Here is a 15,197-nt window from a genome sequence, read left to right as displayed (position 1 = left end):
GCCACCGTGCGACATCGGACGACGCGCTCGCGTAACTGTCTATCGAGGGCGACGTTTCTCGGGCTGGCGTTCAAGCTGATGGAAGAAGCAGAAAAGAGCTGGCGTAAGACTCGCGGCGCTGACAACCCCGCCGTGCTGCTGGCGGGCGTGCCGTTCAAGGATGGACTACCGGTGCAAGACAATCCGCCGGAACAGCAAAAACTCGCCGCCTGACGTCGCTATCCTTCGAGCCGGCCATACACCAGTCTTAATGGAATGGTCGCCCCCTCCTGAAACGATAGCAATGTGTCAAAGTAATGTTGGTCGACAACTACTTATCGAAAGGGGTGAACCAAATGAAGCTGACGACAATTGGAATCGATTTGGCAAAATCTGTGTTCCAGCTCCACGGAGTGGATGTACACGGCAAGACTGTACTCAAGAAGCAGCTCAAGCGTAACCAGATGGCCACTTTCTTTGCCAATCTGATGCCGTGCCTGATCGGAATGGAAGCCTGTGGTAGTGCACATTACTGGGCGCGCAAGCTGCAGACGTTGGGCCATACTGTCAAGCTGATGGCGCCGCAATTCGTCAAGCCCTACGTCAAGACCAACAAGCATGATGTGGCTGACGCCGAAGCCATTTGTGAAGCGGTTCTGCGACCGAATATGCGTTTCGTACCAATCAAAGAGACTGAGCAGCAGGCGGTGCTGGCACTGCATCGGGCACGGCAAGGCATGGTCAAGGCCCGGACCGCGCAAGCCAACCAGATCCGCGGCTTGCTCAGCGAATTCGGTCTGATTGTGCCGCAAGGCATCACGTATCTCCACCAGCGCGTGCCGGTGTTACTAGAGGAGGCCAAGGACGAACTGCCGGGTGTGTTTCGCGAACTGGTGCACCGTTTGCTGACGCACTTGAAAGAGCTGGATCGGCAGGTCGGAGAACTGGAAGTGCAGATCCAGCTATGGCATCGTACCAATGCGACAAGCCGCAAGCTCGAAGCCATTCCCGGCATCGGTCCGCTTACTGCGAGTGCGTTGGCGGCATCCATCGGTAACGCGAAAAACTTTGCCAATGGCCGGCAGCTGGCAGCTTGGTTGGGGCTGGTACCAAAACAGCATTCGAGCGGCGGCAAAACGAACTTGCAGGGCATCAGCAAACGCGGCGATCCGTACTTGCGGACCTTGCTGATTCACGGCGCGCGGGCAGTGATCCTGCGCGCCGAACGCAATCTTAAAGAAGATAGCTGGCTGCGTCGGCTGATTGGCCGGTGCCACAAGAACGTAGCAGCAGTGGCCCTGGCCAACAAGACTGCCCGCATCGTCTGGGCATTGCTGCTCAAGGACAGAGAGTTCCGGTCCGATTACGCTGCCGCCTAATCGGACCGGGCAGAAGATGTAAGTGCAGGCAGAAAACGCGTAATTGATTCCACCGATTGCACAGGCAATCATGACGTGATGGCAAGACAGGTCAGACCGTGGATGGCACAACCCGCTAACGTCAAAGCACCTTCGAGTGCGAAGTCTTGATTGAGGCGCCGTCCAGCATATTCCATCAGGGACCGAGGCAAATGCCTCACTAAAAGTCCGGATCTATGGCCGCAATCTTTACCTTCTTACCGTCGTTGATTGAGAGCTTGGCAAAACGGGGGCGACCATCTATGACGTTAGCTCCGCTCCCAGGTGCCGGCGGCATAGTCGAACTCGCCGATCATGCGCTGCTTGATGCCGGTGGCGGCATACGCATCGGCAATCGCCAGTTCTGCCAGCTCCACCCGTTTCAACAGCGCTGCGTTTTTTTGCAGTCCAATGATGTAATGGATGCCCCCTTGTCGAAGCGGCGCAACGCGGCCGGACGGTAAAAGCCCGAATCGCCACGCACGATCAGGCGCACCTGGGGCCACTTCTGGCGCAGGCGTTGCGCGAGCAACTTGATTAGCGCCGACAGGATGCTGGCCGGATCGCGACTGGACGGGCGCCGCACGCACGCCAGCAGGTCCTGCCCGCAAAACACGTACAGCGGCAGGTAGCAGTAGTTATCGTAGTAACGGTGGAAATGCGCCTTTTCCTGTTCGCCGTGCAGCGGTATATGGGTGGCGTCGATGTCAACGATCAGTTCTTGTGAAGTTTCGGCGCGGCTGGCGATGGACTGGTCGAGCAGCACGCCGTGCAGCGCGGCGGTGTGCGCGGGCGTGCAAGTGGCTGCCAGATGGCACAGCGTAGGCCCGGAAGCCAACACACCGTCATGCCCGACCGCTGTATGCAGCGCCAGGTCGTGCCGCAGCGTATTGTGATCGGTGACATCTTCCCAGCAGCAGCACAGCGCGTACAGACGTTGCCTGAACAGATCGCCTGCCGCATGGGTGACGCTGGCAGAGCGACGCCTGTCGGCAAACACCTTGGCGACGGCACGCGCGAGGCCAATATGCTCGTCGGCGCGCCGCAACAGCAACACGCCCGCGTCATTACTGAGGTCCCCGTCGTCGAACTAGGCCTAGATCACCCGGCGTCCGACCCTTCCTAACTCGATTGATTCAACGGTACAATTTGGCATCGGCGATTCCAGTTGTTGTTTGGCTTGAGCACCAATAACAACGCGCTTCGGCACGGAATCGCCGACCTAAGTCATGAAATATTCGGGTTAGAGGGAAATAAAGAACACCCGTGCGCTAATATTAAGATAACCCAGCCTTCGTAAGGAGTCGTAAGATGTTTGAACACGTAACGATCAAGTTCCGATTGGTTGGCGTCATTGCCTTTCTTTCGCTGCAGTTAGTTGTCGGCGGAATGATTGGTATTCTTAGCCTTGGCAGTGCCAACACATCGATACAAAACATTTATGATCAACGCCTGGTCTCCTTAGGTACGCTTGATCAAATCATTCGACTCATAAATCAAAACGAGTTGGCCATCGCAAAGGCGCTTACGGGTGAACAAAGTACTCTTGAGCAAGCGCTTGCCGAAGTTGAGAAGCGTCGCCAGCACATTGACAATATTTGGAATACTTACCTCTCCGGCAGCTTAACGTCAGAAGAAGAAAAGCTGGCATTGGAGTTTACCGAGGCTCGCAACAAATATGTTGTTGAAGGACTGTCGCCCGCCATTGAGGCACTGAAGGTGCTTGACACACAATCGGGAGTTGCTGCCGTACATGGCCCGATGGATACCCTCTTCCTTCCAGTGCGTGAAAAGATGAATGCTCTAATCAATCTGCAATTGAATGAGGCGAAGGCCGAGTACGCGAAATCTCAGGAAATTTACTATTGGGTAAGGAATAGTTGCATTGCCGGCGTTACATTGGGACTCGTGATCGCCTTTTTTGTCGGCTGGTGGCTGGTGCGCGCCATAACACTTCCGTTGCAAGGCGCAATAAAGATTGCATCCGCTGTCGCAAGCGGCGATTTAACCCAAAATATTGAAGTCACATCGAATGATGAAACTGGACGCTTGATGGAGGCGCTGAAAGATATGAATAGCAGCCTTGTTCGTATCGTAGGACAAGTACGTCTTGGAACAGACGCCATTGCAACAGGATCGGTAGAAATCGCAAATGGAAACCAGGATCTCTCTGCCAGAACTGAGCAACAGGCTAGTTCGTTGGAAGAGACAGCATCCTCGCTGGAAGAACTGACCTCTACGGTCAAACAAAACGCCGAGAACGCACAGGAGGCAAACGCGTTGGCTCAATCAGCTTCCAAAGTGGCCGATATGGGCGGCCAGGTTATCTCTCATGTCGTTTCGACCATGGGTTCCATCAGTGACTCTTCGAAGAAGATCGCAAACATTATTTCTGTGATCGACGGTATCGCCTTCCAGACCAACATTCTTGCGCTTAATGCAGCGGTAGAAGCGGCACGCGCTGGTGAGCAAGGGCGTGGCTTCGCCGTTGTCGCCGCTGAAGTTCGCTCGCTGGCGCAACGTTCTTCCGCTGCGGCCAAGGAGATCAAAGAGTTAATTGAAAATTCCGTAGACCATGTAGATGCAGGCACCAAGTTGGTAAACGAAGCTGGAATGACGATGCGAGAGGTAATGACGAGCATTCAGCGCGTAACCAACATAATGAGCGAGATTGCGTCAGCCAGCTCCGAACAAACTGCGGGCATTGAGCAGATCAATCAAGCAGTAAGCCAAATGGACCGGATGACGCAACAAAATGCAGCATTGGTCGAGCAAGCTGCAGCAGCAGCGGAGGCAATGCGGGACCAAGCGGAAGGGGTTTCGCAGACAGTGCGTATGTTCAGAATCGACACACGACCGACCGCTATGCCTGTAATGAACGGCGCAGCCGCATCATCGCCACGTCGAATTTCGACTGATGCAAAGGACGCTGGCAGAACGAATCCGTCTTCGGCGACACCTCAAATTTTACTATCGCTTAGCAAAGACGGTTAGAACAAATAACGTAGGTCCTACCTGGCTTGAATGTAGCTTTGCGAAATAGTGCGTTGGAGGCCCCCTGTCGAAGCCGGAGCCTCAAGTATCGTCGGCAAAGAATGGCCTCATGGATCCATAAGTTCTCACGGCTGCAAGTGGATTAACTAGAATACTGCACTGCACTGCACTGCACTGCACTGCACTGCTTTGCGTGGAAACCACAATAAATCCGTACTAGACAGTTAATACAAGAAGGCAAAAATGGGCACAAGTACTCATGTACCTTGGACTGCGGACATGAATGACACAAGCAGAAAATCGTATGAACTCTTGATTTTTAACGTTGGCGGCGAGCATTTCGGCATTGATATCCGGAGCGTCCAAGAACTGTGCGACTACGGTTGCCTCACGCGCCTTGTCGAGGGTAGCATGTTGATCGAAGGCGTGGTATCCAAAAATGGCGCCATCATGCCGATGGTAGACTTTCGCAAGTATTTTCGCTCCGGCGTATTACTATACGATGATCTAACATCGGTAATTATTGTCCGCGTCCGCGGCAGATCTATCTGTCTGATCGTTGATCGCGTGTTAGCAACCACCAGTCTGACGAGCACACAAGTAGAAGACATTTCAGAAAGCGGCGCACCGTTCCATCTTGACGGTTTAGTCGGTATGGCCGCATGGGGCGGTAGGCAGTTTTTCCTTCTGGATTTGAATAAAGTGTTGTCCGTCCCTTGAGCCGATCACAATATATCTGGACAAGTGCGCGAAGGGGTGGAATGAACCACGCCGGGAATCGTGGAGGCTGGTTGGTTTATGTTAAAACAGGTTCGGCAATGGCAGTTCTGAGTTGCGTGTAGTAGTAGTATTCCTCAGCTTCGGCGGGTGGGATATAGTCCAGAGGTTCCATGAGGCGGTGATGGTTATTCCAAGCCAACCATTCCAGGGTTGCGACCTCGACGGATTGCTTGGTTTTCCATGGGGCGCGGCGATGAATCAGTTCTGCTTTGTACAACCCGTTGATCGTTTCAGCTAGTGGTGCGAATTGGAACTTTGCATGAAGTACGGTATGGGCGTGTCTGTATCGACCCAGCCGAATCTGCTCAGATCATGCTGCTAAAGTAAATGCCTCGGCAGGTGTTTTCATGCTCAGCGCCTGATGTGGACGCCGGGTGTTATAGAAGCCGATCCAGTCTTCAATGACCCGGCTCGCATGCTGCAAGGTTTCGAACCGATGGCGATGCACACACTGTTCTTTCACAGTTCGGATGACTCGCTCAACCATGCCGTTCTGTTCGGGGCAGTGTGGTGTGATGAATTCCTGCTTCAATCCGTAACTTCTGACCAGCGCGGTGTAGCTGCGGCTGGTGAAGACTAGGCCATTGTCGGAGCGAAGCAGGAACGGTGCAGGCACGCGTCCCAAGTTTCCGTAGCGGGTGATCAGTGCCTGTTCCAGCGCAGACTCAGCGGTCTTGGCCTTGCCAGAGCGTGACAGGTGCCAACCAAGCAACTCTCTGGTATGACAGTCGATCACCAGGGCCAGCACCGCCCAACCATCTCGGCCAGCCCATACGCGACACAAATCTGTTGCCCACCGCTCGTTCGGCGCAGCCACCGAGGGTAACGCTTTGAGGTAGCCTGATATCAACGGACACTCCCGTTTGATAAACTGAGTCAAAGGGAGAAAGCATGACGAGAACAAATCTGAGGACTTATACGCCTGAGTTCCGCGGGGAGGCGGTGAAGCTGGTATTGGAGCAAGGGCTGTCGCTGGAAGACGCGGCGCAGCGCCTGTCCATCTCCAAAGGAACGCTGTCGAACTGGGTCATGGCAGCCAAACGCGGAACAACAGCGGCGGCACCGGGCAGCCGGAGCGTGGCCGATCTGGAAGCGGAGGTTGCAGGATTACGCAAGGAACTGGCCACTGAGCGCATGGAGAAGGGAGTGTTAAAAAAGGCCACCGCGTACTTTGCCAGGGAGTCGCTGCCCGGTACGCGCAATTGAATATGATGCGGCTCGACTATCCGGTGGCGTCGCTGTGCCGAGTTTTTGAGGTGTCGCGTAGTGGCTTTTATGCCTGGCTGACACACAAGCCATCACGACGCCAGCAAGGCGACGAACGGTTGAAGGTGGCAATCAAGGCAGTACACCGTCAGAGCCGCGAAACCTATGGTGTACGCCGGATGCAGCCAGAATTGCAGGCACAAGGATTTGTTGCTGGCCGTGATCGCATCGCTCGACTGCGGCGGGAACTGGGGATGCGCTGCAAGCAAAAACGCAAATTCAAGGCCACGACCGATTCGCGGCATGACTTCCCGATTGCACCGAACTTGCTTGAGCAGACTTTTAACCCGACACGTCCGAATGAAGTGTACGTCACTGATATGGTAATCCCCCCGGCCAAAAGAGGCGATCAGAAGTAGAATTTTCTCGTTGAGGGAGAATTCTGTATGAAGAAGTCAAAGTTTTCGGACAGTCAGGTTATTGAAGCGCTCAAGCGTGTGGAGGGCGGACTGGCAGTGCCGGAGTTGTGCCGTGAGTTAGGAATTAGTTCGGCAACGTTCTACAAGTGGCGTGCAAAGTACGGCGGTATGGACACGTCAATGATGGCTCGGATGAAAGAGCTGGAAGCGGAGAACATGCGGCTCAAGAAGATGTACGCCGAGGAGCGGTTGAAGGCTGACATTCTGAAAGAGGCCATGGCAAAAAAATTCTGAGGCCGTCTCGCCGCCGCGAGATGGCCAGGGAAGCTGTCGAAGGCAAAGGGATCAGCATCCGGCTGGCGTGCGATATCTTCCAGGTCAGCCAGACCTGCTACCGCTATAGCGCTAAGCGCAATGCCGAGAACGAAGAGATTGCTCGGTGGCTGATGCGCCTGACCGACAACCATCGCAACTGGGGCTTTGGCCTGTGCTACTTGTATCTACGTAACGTGCGAGGCTACGGCTGGAACCATAAGCGTGTGTACCGCATATATCGAGAGTTGGAACTGAATCTACGGATCAAGCCACGCAAGCGACTGGTTCGAGAGAAGCCGGAGCCGCTGATGGTGCCGATGGCGATCAACCAGGTTTGGTCCATGGATTTCATGCATGACCAGCTCGGTGACGGCCGCTGCTTCCGACTCCTGAATGTGATCGATGACTTTAACCGGGAAGCGCTGGGCATCGAGATCGATTTCTCTCTTCCGGCTGAGAGAGTGATACGCGCCCTTGAGCAGATCATCGAGTGGCGTGGTAAGCCGGCCGCCATTCGTTGCGATAATGGACCAGAGAACATCAGCGGCGCTGTCCAGAGCTGGGCAGCGCGACGGCAGATTCGGATCGATTACATCCAACCCGGAAAGCCCCAGCAAAACGCCTACGTGGAGCGATTCAATCGCACGGTGCGCTACAAATGGCTATCCCAGTACTACTGGGAGGATCTCGAAGAAGTGCAGTTGTTCGCCACACAGTGGATGTACGGCTACAATCATGACCGTCCAAACATGGCCCTGGGCGGTATCACACCAATACAGCGGTTGGCCATGGCCGCGTAACTCTACTTCTGAATGCCCCCAATTCCGGGGGGATTACCATATCACTTACATCCCAACTGGCGAAGGCTGGCTTTACCTGGCTGGGGTCAAGGACGTGTTCACCTGCGAGATTGTGGGATATGCCATGGGAGATCGAATGACGCAGGCTCTGACCGCCCAGGCGTTATGGCGAGCGGTCGCAAACAAACGGCCGCCTGCGGGCGTAATCCATCATTCCGATCGCGGCCGTCAATATTGTGCGCATGACTATCGCAAGCTGGTTGAGCAATTTGGCATGTGCACGTCAATGTCGCGCAAGGGAAACTGCTTCGACAACGCGCCCATGGAAAGCTTCTGGGGCAGCCTGAAAAACGAAATGGTCCATCACCAGCGTTATGAGACGCGTGCTCATGCCGAGACCGCCATCAGAGAATATATCGAAATCTTTTACAACTGCCAACGGCGTCATTCACGCCTTGGCTACCAATCGCCGGCGGTATTTGCTGAAGCCTTCAAACACTTGCAGGCCGCCTGAGACGTGAGTGTCCATCCTTGACAGTACACCTCAGAGACGTGTCGACTTCGATGGCCAGACACTCTCTGGTGAAGTCATCGACGATGTTCAAGCATCGCAGCCGTCGACCGTTGACGAACCCATCCGACACGAAGTCCATCGACCAACTTTGATTCGGTGCCGTTGCAACCGTCTTCGGCTGGCGTTCGAGCGCAGCTATGCGTTTACGCTTACGTCTGCGCACCATCAGCCCTTGGGCGTGATACACCCGATACGTCCGCTTGCGATTGATACTCCAACCTTCCCGGCGCAGCAATATGTGCAGGCGCCGGTATCCATAGCGACGCTTCTGTCCAGCCAGTGCCGTCAACCGCTCTGCCAGCTCCCGATCATCGGGCCGTCTTGCGCGGTAACGGTACAGCGATCTTGAGATGCCAATCAGCCCGCAAGCGCGTGTGACGCCTAACTGGTGAACCGTCATCAAATGCGTCACGGCGTCACGCCTGGCTTGCGGGCTTACCACTTTCGACCGACAACATCCCGTAATGCTGCATTGTCGAGCAATGACTCTGCCAGCAGTTTCTTTAGCTTGGCATTCTCGGCTCCCAGCGCTTTGAGGCGCTGTGCTTCCGAAGCCGTCATACCGCCGAACTTCGACTTCCAGCTGTAGTAGGTCGCATCGCTGATGCCATACTTGCGACACACTTCAGTGACCTTCATACCCGCTTCTGCTTCTTTCAATACACCAATTATTTGCTCTTCGGTAAAACGGTGTTTCATGGCTGCCTCCAGTGCTAGGCAGACTCCATGTTAGCGCCGTACTAATTCAAGGGGGCGGGTCATGGCAAGCGCATTCGCACGACGATTCCCGACATGGCCGCTGAACGTCCACAGAACCTGGTCAACCGCCAGTGCACGGCGGATCGGCCGAACCAGCGCTGGGTATCGGACTTTACGTTGATACCGTCGGCGAATTGCGACACGGCGGTTTTGGGTGCAAACTAATAGTTCACTTTCAAGCGACTGTATCCCCCGGTGTCAGGATAGTTGTCGCGTTCGGGCAAGTAGCCGTTGCGCACCACCGCCTGCCGGCCACTGAGCGTCTTCACATTCACATACTGTGCCAACAATTCGGTCAGTTCCGCCTCGATCGCCTGCTGAATCACTTGCCGGGCGCCGCAGCGCACCAGTTCGTCCAGGCCCAGACCCATTTCCGGTAGACCGCTTTGCGTTTCTTGCTTATCCTTCTACATGGTGGAGGTTCCTCTGTTGGTTGGTTTTGATCTAGACAGTCAAATTTTCCAACAATATCTCCACCGCCTTCCTCTCCACCTTCAGAGCTCGGCCCGCACACCAATTTGGACTATAGCTCGCAGATACCACACTACTTGGATGATCTACCGACTATCGCATGCATCAAGCTTTTGTCCAACCTCAACGCCATTTCTTCTGCAGGTACAGGTCGGCCTAGTAGATACCCCTGAGCTTCATCACATTCGTGAGCTTGCAAAAATTCTACTTGCTCCTTGTTATTGACTCCTTCTGCTACGACCTTCAGCTGCAGTGTGTGCGCCAAGGCGATGGTTGCGGAAACTATAGCGGCACCGTCTCGATTTGTCGTCAAATCACGGATGAAGGACTGGTCAATTTTCAGTGTGTTGACAGGCAAGCGCCTTAGATAGCTCAGCGATGAATATCCGGTCCCAAAATCATCAATTGAAATCGAAACACCCGAAGACCGAATTTCGGCCAACATTGACAACGTCGCCTCGACATTTTGCATCAATGTACTTTCCGTGATCTCCAGTTCCAGCCATTGCGGATCAAGGTCGTTATCTAACAATGCAGTTCGCATCTCACTCACCAGTGAAGATCCAGACATCAATTGCAGCGGCGACAGGTTAACTGATATCTTGATTGGCATGAATCCCATATCCTGCCAATGCCGGTTCTGGCGGCAGGCCGTATGCAGCACCCATTCGCCCAAACGTCCTATCAATCCGAGCTCCTCTGCAAGGGGAATGAACTCATTGGGCGGCACTAGGCCTCGTTCTGGGTGCTGCCAACGGACCAACGCTTCCGCGCCAACAACACGGTGGGTCCGCATATCGATTCGTGGCTGGTAATGCACGACGAGTTCTTTGCTTTCAAGAGCGCGCCGCAGCTGGCTTTCACCAACCAATCGTACTTTCACCCTTTCGTTCATATCAGCTGTAAAAAGGCGGAATGCACCGGGACCGATCGACTTCGCCTCATACATGGCCAGGTCAGCATTGCGCACCAAAGTTGCGGCATTGTCAGCATGACGAGGATAGAGGCTACAACCAATGTTGACTCCCATATAGATCTTGTGGCCTTCAATGTCTATCGGACGCTCGACCGCTTGAATCAAGTTACGGCCAATATTGATCAGATCAGGAACTGAACCTATATCTTCAACGATGACAATGAACTCATCGCTTCCATACCGGCCTATCGTATCGACGCCACGAACCGTGTGCTTGAGACGATCGCCAATGATCCGTAAAACATCATCGCCTTGTGCATGTCCGAAGCTGTCATTGACGGCCTTGAACCGAGCCAAATCCATAAACAACACGCCAACAGTATGGCCATGACGATCTGCCTTTGACAGTGCATGTTGCAGGCGATCCATGAGTAGCGCCCGGTTAGGCAAGCCAGTAAGCACGTCGCGGGTCGAGAGATATTCAACCCGACGTTCCGATTCCTTGACCGCCGATATGTCACGCGCCATGCCATGAAAACCGACCATCTGTCCTTCAACCATGAGCGGCATCACCATCACCATAACGTCGTACTGTGTGCCATCCTTTCGTCGGCCGGTCGTTTCGATTCGCTGGGCATGTCCACCGCGTATGCGGATGGCACGCAGGGCCAGCTTGGGAATCTCATCGTGCCGTAGGAGCCTGAAATAGCGCTTTCCTTGCAGCTCACTGAGTGAATACCCGGTCAAGGTACAGAAGGTGGCGCTACAGGTTTGAAGTCGGCCGTGCATATCAATCTGAAAGACACCATCCGGGTGATGTTCAAAGAGCGAACGGAAACGTTCATCACGCTCACGGATGGCAAAAATTGTCGTCTTCTCCAGCGTAACATCCCGGCCTACGCAATAAGTCACCCTGGCGTCAGAGTACCACTGGAAAGTCCATCTGATATGCAGGTTTCGACCATCCTTATGTACTGCATGCACCTCGATCGTTGTAGGAAAGTTCGGTGCGCTTGTAAGCACTTGGCGTGCAGCTTCTTTATCGCCGGTAAATCTGAACAAATCATAGATGCATGTGCCAACCAATTCGTCCGGCTTGTATCCCAAGATGGATTGCGTAGCCGGACTCGCCTTGCGAATGTGGCCATTACTGTCAACAATACAAACTATGTCCTGAGCGCATTGCATCAATCGCGCGACCGCAGCCTGCATCGCAACCAGTTCGTGTTGTAGAGGTGAGGATAATTCATTGGCCGCCTCGCTGAAATGCGTATCCTGGAGATTGCATTGAAATAGTATTTCCTCCCTGTTCTCTAGGGGTGTCATTTCGACGACGAGGGAAAGACGGTGGCCTTCTTTATGCCGAGCTGGAATAATCGATTTTTGCTGGCGCACTGGATGCTTTGATTTCCACGATGGAGGCGGCAACATTTCGTCGTACGATGCTTTAGCTTCCGGCGGTAAGATGAGGTCCTTGAGCCGCTTGCCGACGGCGTGTGTGCTAGACCACCCAAGCAAAGTTTCGGCATGTGCGTTCCAGCTCTGGACCACACCCGATAGATTGATGACCACTACGGCCATTGGGTCCATTGCATCGCGAATCTCCCGTATAACCACTTCCTATCTCCGTCGTGCAATGTGACGCGTTGATGGCTTTGTAGGGCAGGAGCTGATGCTCAGCATCCTTGCACAAAACGATCGAATGTTTCCAGAGCGAGATGAAAAAGAAGTAGATCGAAAATGCTGGAAAATTGGACCCGACCGCTTTCTGAAAGTGCCGCCAACTAGACCCGATCACGTCTTTCTCCCCAGCCCGCAAGGGTGAGGTTTTTCCGGGCAGTGCGCATGGGCTCTTATATCTGATTTCATCGATCTCTTGATTTCACACAATTAGGCCTCAGACTAAAATACGCGTGATCTGGCGTAACAATGGGTAACTAGCAACCTACCTATTAACAGGCTTTCGTATGCGCACAATCAATACTCCAGTTTCGCGTAATGTCTCTCCTGTGGTGGGTCAAACTGGTGCATCGCCCGACTCGTGGCCGCGACCGGCCAAATTGTGGTCAAGCATGACGGAAGTCTGTTCCCTGCTTGGGATACAAGAATCCATAAGGGGCGACGACTTTCAGTTCCAGCATATGCGATTCAAGGCGGGCTAGCGTATCCATACAATCGGGAAGCCGTTTGCGTAGAGGAAAGTTATTTTGACTGCGCTTTTTTCGTCGCTTCCTTCTGAGATCCAGAATTTGTAGTCAAATTTACTAGCGTGCGGTGCGACTCGAAAAGTCGCTTTTTCAATTGTTCAAGGAGATTCATCATGACAATCGCCTAGAGAACCTTCCGTTGCGTCGGAAGTAGCCTACCTCGACGTGCGTCACGGGTAACTGTGGGATGGGAAGCTCGAGTGATCCCCTCCCGGTAAATAGTCCTGATGGATTCAACCGGTCAACGCAACACCTCTGCCAGTTTAGCGGCTGGCGTTTGAAAGCCAAGCGTTTTCCTTGGTCGAGTGTTCAACTTTAATGCGAACCTATTTAACTCCTGCTGGGTAAAACCCGACAAGCAAGTTCCATTTGGAAAGTACTGTCTGAGTAACCCATTCGTATTTTCATTAGTCCCACGCTGTCAAGGACTTTGTGGATCGCAAAAGTATACGTCCATATTTGTCGCTAACGTAAAAGCGTGATGCCTGGCCATTTCCTGCCCGCGATCCCACGTCAGGCTCTGCTGCAGGAGTTCAGGTAGTCTGCTCATTTATTTGGAGAGTGCGCTGACCACGTGGTCGGTGTTCTTGCTCTCTACCTTGACCAGTATCGTGAAGCGCGTCTGCCGTTCTACGACGGTAGCGATGTCAGGGCTCAGCAGTAAACAACTTGGTCGTATTCATCGATCCAGCACGGCCGCGGACTGAGTGTATAGCTCCATGCCGGACAGATGTCATGATGGGAATCCTTAGCATCACCCATTCTTCATTAGTGACTCTCTCGCCCGTTTCATTGCCGCCGCGTTATAGACAAGCCTTCACATTAACTGCCTATTTCGTTAGGGCTTAACGCCATGCGATGATTCCGCAGGCAAGCTGCAGCATGGCGAGGTAGGTGTCTTCACGCTTTTCCCACCGTACCAGTAGGCGACGGAAGCGGTTGAGCCAGCTATGTGTGCGCTCAACGACCCAGCGCCTGGCACGTGCGCCATGCTGTTTCTTATTCTCTTGTTCCTCACGCCTGCCGAGGATGACCGGCTCAAAGCCAGCGATATCAACAATCTGTCTTACCTCCTCGTAGTCGTAACCCATGTCCAAGCATAAGTTGCTTCTGCGCCGACCATCTGGCTGCGCACACATCATATGCGCCAGCGTGGCGCTAACCAGCTTCATGTCATGCCGGTTAGCCGCAGCCACTTCAAGGGCCAACGGAACACCGTGAGCCTCGGTGAGCAAGCTGCGCTTGACGCCGCCTTTGCCACGGTCGCACGGGTTCGGACCGGTTTTTTTCCGCCCAGAGGCGCTTTTGTCATCGTGCCGTCCAATGCCAGCCAGCTCCAGTCAATGCCCTTGAGTTCATCGTATTCCAGCAACCCCAGTCGCCAGAACGTGGCAAACACACCGGCATCAACCCATTCCCGGAATCGTCGGTACGCCGATGAGCACGTACAGACTCCAGTGTCGTCAAGGGCATTCCATTGCATGCCGGTGCGCAGCACCAGCAGAATGGCATCCATCGCTGCACGGTTGGGAACGCGTGGCCGGTGGCATCCCAACGGATGGGGTTTGGGCGCCGGCAGCAATGGTTCGATTTGCTGCCACAGGACATCGCTCATGCGAAAGCCATCATCTCGCTTGCCTTGCTTCATGGCTGCACTCCTGTATCGAAACAACCTCTCCTTCGACCCGTTTGAGCGCCATTTTTTCCTTTATCTACCGCCTATCGAAATAGGCAGTAAGTCCGCTTTCGGTTTCCGTTCCCTCGATATATCGCAGCATCGTATCGAAGGAACGTAGCGGGATGCCTGCCCAGTTGATGCTGATATGGCTGAACAGACGATGTTCAATGGGATTCCATTTCGAACAGCCCCGCTGGTAGTGGCATACCGTGATGCAGAGCTCAGAGATATCACTCAATTCCTGCAATTGTGCTTTGCATACCCTGGACCGACAACTATTAAACCCACCCGCATCCGCCAGAATCAACAAGCGATCGGCTTTACGATAGCGCTTTTGACCTTCACATACCCACCAGTCCCGAATGGCGTCGACGGCGAAGCGCGGAGTATCGAAGCAATCGCCAACGAACATGTAACCGGTGTTGGAAGTGATTTCGTAGACGACATAAGGGATGGCCTGAGCGATCGCATCCTGTGGCCAGTCGTGGACCAGCACACGGTCAGCTTCCGTGCGCCAAGTTCGCCCGGCATTCTTGAAGTTGCCAATCAATTCTAATGAAATGGTCGCCCTCCATCCTACGAGCGGTTACCCTAGTGGGGTGTCTTTCTTTAACGAGCGAGGAGATCAACATGCAAAACGTAACGCTGATCGGCATTGATCTTGGGAAACACTCTTTCCATCTCCACGGACAGGATGCGCGC

General features: G+C 53.9%; 10 protein-coding genes and 8 pseudogenes. 8 read left to right on the top strand and 10 right to left on the bottom strand.

Annotated elements, in window-relative coordinates:
- Together FH061_RS29775 and FH061_RS29770 are read left to right on the top strand one after the other, a co-directional pair.
- A pseudogene (locus FH061_RS29775) lies at positions 1-213 on the top strand (IS256 family transposase); the annotation flags it as partial.
- 122 nt (positions 214-335) lie between these two features.
- On the top strand, positions 336-1,358 hold the full coding sequence (locus tag FH061_RS29770; protein ID WP_151639450.1) for an IS110 family RNA-guided transposase: 1,023 nt from the start codon (positions 336-338) through the stop codon (positions 1,356-1,358).
- 293 nt (positions 1,359-1,651) lie between these two features.
- On the opposite strand, the pseudogene FH061_RS29765 reads toward FH061_RS29770, so the two are convergent.
- Positions 1,652-2,532: pseudogene (locus tag FH061_RS29765) on the bottom strand (IS1380 family transposase); the annotation flags it as partial.
- 155 nt (positions 2,533-2,687) lie between these two features.
- Here FH061_RS29765 and FH061_RS31590 point away from each other — a divergent pair.
- Positions 2,688-4,370, top strand: coding sequence for a methyl-accepting chemotaxis protein (locus FH061_RS31590; RefSeq protein ID WP_151639449.1), 1,683 nt, complete (start codon positions 2,688-2,690; stop codon positions 4,368-4,370).
- Positions 4,371-4,649: 279 nt separating this feature from the next.
- On the top strand, positions 4,650-5,090 hold the full coding sequence (locus FH061_RS29755; RefSeq protein ID WP_192805330.1) for a chemotaxis protein CheW: 441 nt from the start codon (positions 4,650-4,652) through the stop codon (positions 5,088-5,090).
- A 76-nt stretch (positions 5,091-5,166) separates the two neighbouring features.
- Here FH061_RS29755 and FH061_RS29750 read toward each other — a convergent pair.
- Positions 5,167-5,388: pseudogene (locus FH061_RS29750) on the bottom strand (IS3 family transposase); the annotation flags it as partial.
- Positions 5,389-5,460: 72 nt separating this feature from the next.
- A complete protein-coding gene (locus tag FH061_RS29745; protein ID WP_225984979.1) occupies positions 5,461-6,000 on the bottom strand; it encodes an IS3 family transposase in 540 nt (179 codons plus the stop codon).
- A gap of 41 nt (positions 6,001-6,041) precedes the next feature.
- Here FH061_RS29745 and FH061_RS31395 point away from each other — a divergent pair.
- The 3 genes and pseudogenes from FH061_RS31395 to FH061_RS29725 form a co-directional block, all read left to right on the top strand.
- Positions 6,042-6,739: pseudogene (locus tag FH061_RS31395) on the top strand (IS3 family transposase); the annotation flags it as partial.
- Between the two features lie 63 nt (positions 6,740-6,802).
- A protein-coding gene (locus FH061_RS29730) for an IS3 family transposase (RefSeq protein WP_192805329.1) occupies positions 6,803-7,890 on the top strand; the annotation gives its coding sequence in 2 pieces (ribosomal slippage) (positions 6,803-7,064 and positions 7,064-7,890; 1,089 coding nt in all).
- Positions 7,891-7,930: 40 nt separating this feature from the next.
- Positions 7,931-8,404 (top strand): annotated as a pseudogene (locus tag FH061_RS29725) (IS3 family transposase); the annotation flags it as partial.
- On the opposite strand, the gene FH061_RS31960 reads toward FH061_RS29725, so the two are convergent.
- Both FH061_RS31960 and FH061_RS29715 read right to left on the bottom strand, forming a co-directional pair.
- Positions 8,382-8,864: an IS3 family transposase gene (locus FH061_RS31960; protein ID WP_225984980.1), complete on the bottom strand. Its 483-nt coding sequence runs from the start codon at positions 8,862-8,864 to the stop codon at positions 8,382-8,384. The pseudogene FH061_RS29725 and the gene FH061_RS31960 overlap by 23 nt on opposite strands.
- Before the next feature lie 35 nt (positions 8,865-8,899).
- Entirely contained in the window at positions 8,900-9,163 is a 264-nt protein-coding gene (locus FH061_RS29715; protein WP_151639443.1) for a transposase, read from the bottom strand.
- Between the two features lie 48 nt (positions 9,164-9,211).
- Between FH061_RS29715 and FH061_RS31390 the strand changes: the two are divergent.
- Positions 9,212-9,346 (top strand): annotated as a pseudogene (locus FH061_RS31390) (IS3 family transposase); the annotation flags it as partial.
- Positions 9,347-9,435: 89 nt separating this feature from the next.
- Here the strand turns inward: FH061_RS31390 and FH061_RS29710 are convergent.
- From FH061_RS29710 to FH061_RS29695, 5 genes and pseudogenes are all read right to left on the bottom strand, one after another.
- Positions 9,436-9,594 (bottom strand): annotated as a pseudogene (locus tag FH061_RS29710) (IS256 family transposase); the annotation flags it as partial.
- 173 nt (positions 9,595-9,767) lie between these two features.
- Positions 9,768-12,191, bottom strand: a complete 2,424-nt coding sequence (locus FH061_RS29705) for a sensor domain-containing protein (RefSeq protein WP_192805328.1) — start codon at positions 12,189-12,191, stop codon at positions 9,768-9,770.
- A gap of 867 nt (positions 12,192-13,058) precedes the next feature.
- Positions 13,059-13,463, bottom strand: a pseudogene (locus FH061_RS31385) (IS30 family transposase); the annotation flags it as partial.
- A gap of 199 nt (positions 13,464-13,662) precedes the next feature.
- A protein-coding gene (locus FH061_RS29700; protein ID WP_192805327.1) for an IS5 family transposase occupies positions 13,663-14,465 on the bottom strand; the annotation gives its coding sequence in 2 pieces (ribosomal slippage) (positions 13,663-14,102 and positions 14,102-14,465; 804 coding nt in all).
- A gap of 64 nt (positions 14,466-14,529) precedes the next feature.
- Positions 14,530-15,045: an ISAzo13 family transposase gene (locus FH061_RS29695; protein ID WP_192805326.1), complete on the bottom strand. Its 516-nt coding sequence runs from the start codon at positions 15,043-15,045 to the stop codon at positions 14,530-14,532.
- Positions 15,046-15,197: the final 152 nt, after the last annotated feature.

The sequence above is a fragment of the Noviherbaspirillum aerium genome, assembly GCF_008929045.1.
Classification (GTDB): Bacteria; Pseudomonadota; Gammaproteobacteria; order Burkholderiales; family Burkholderiaceae_D; genus Noviherbaspirillum; species Noviherbaspirillum aerium.
The sequence above is the reverse complement of the archived record's forward strand: the minus strand, read 5'-3'. Positions and strand labels throughout refer to the sequence as shown.

What these genes read in the sequence shown, in the direction of transcription:
- FH061_RS29705 (WP_192805328.1), bottom strand. Translation starts at nt 12,191, where the DNA reads ATGGCCGTAGTGGTCATCAATCTATCGGGTGTGGTCCAGAGCTGGAAC.
- FH061_RS31960 (WP_225984980.1), bottom strand. Translation starts at nt 8,864, where the DNA reads ATGACGGTTCACCAGTTAGGCGTCACACGCGCTTGCGGGCTGATTGGC.
- FH061_RS29715 (WP_151639443.1), bottom strand. Translation starts at nt 9,163, where the DNA reads ATGAAACACCGTTTTACCGAAGAGCAAATAATTGGTGTATTGAAAGAA.
- FH061_RS29770 (WP_151639450.1), top strand. Translation starts at nt 336, where the DNA reads ATGAAGCTGACGACAATTGGAATCGATTTGGCAAAATCTGTGTTCCAG.
- FH061_RS29755 (WP_192805330.1), top strand. Translation starts at nt 4,650, where the DNA reads ATGAATGACACAAGCAGAAAATCGTATGAACTCTTGATTTTTAACGTT.
- FH061_RS31590 (WP_151639449.1), top strand. Translation starts at nt 2,688, where the DNA reads ATGTTTGAACACGTAACGATCAAGTTCCGATTGGTTGGCGTCATTGCC.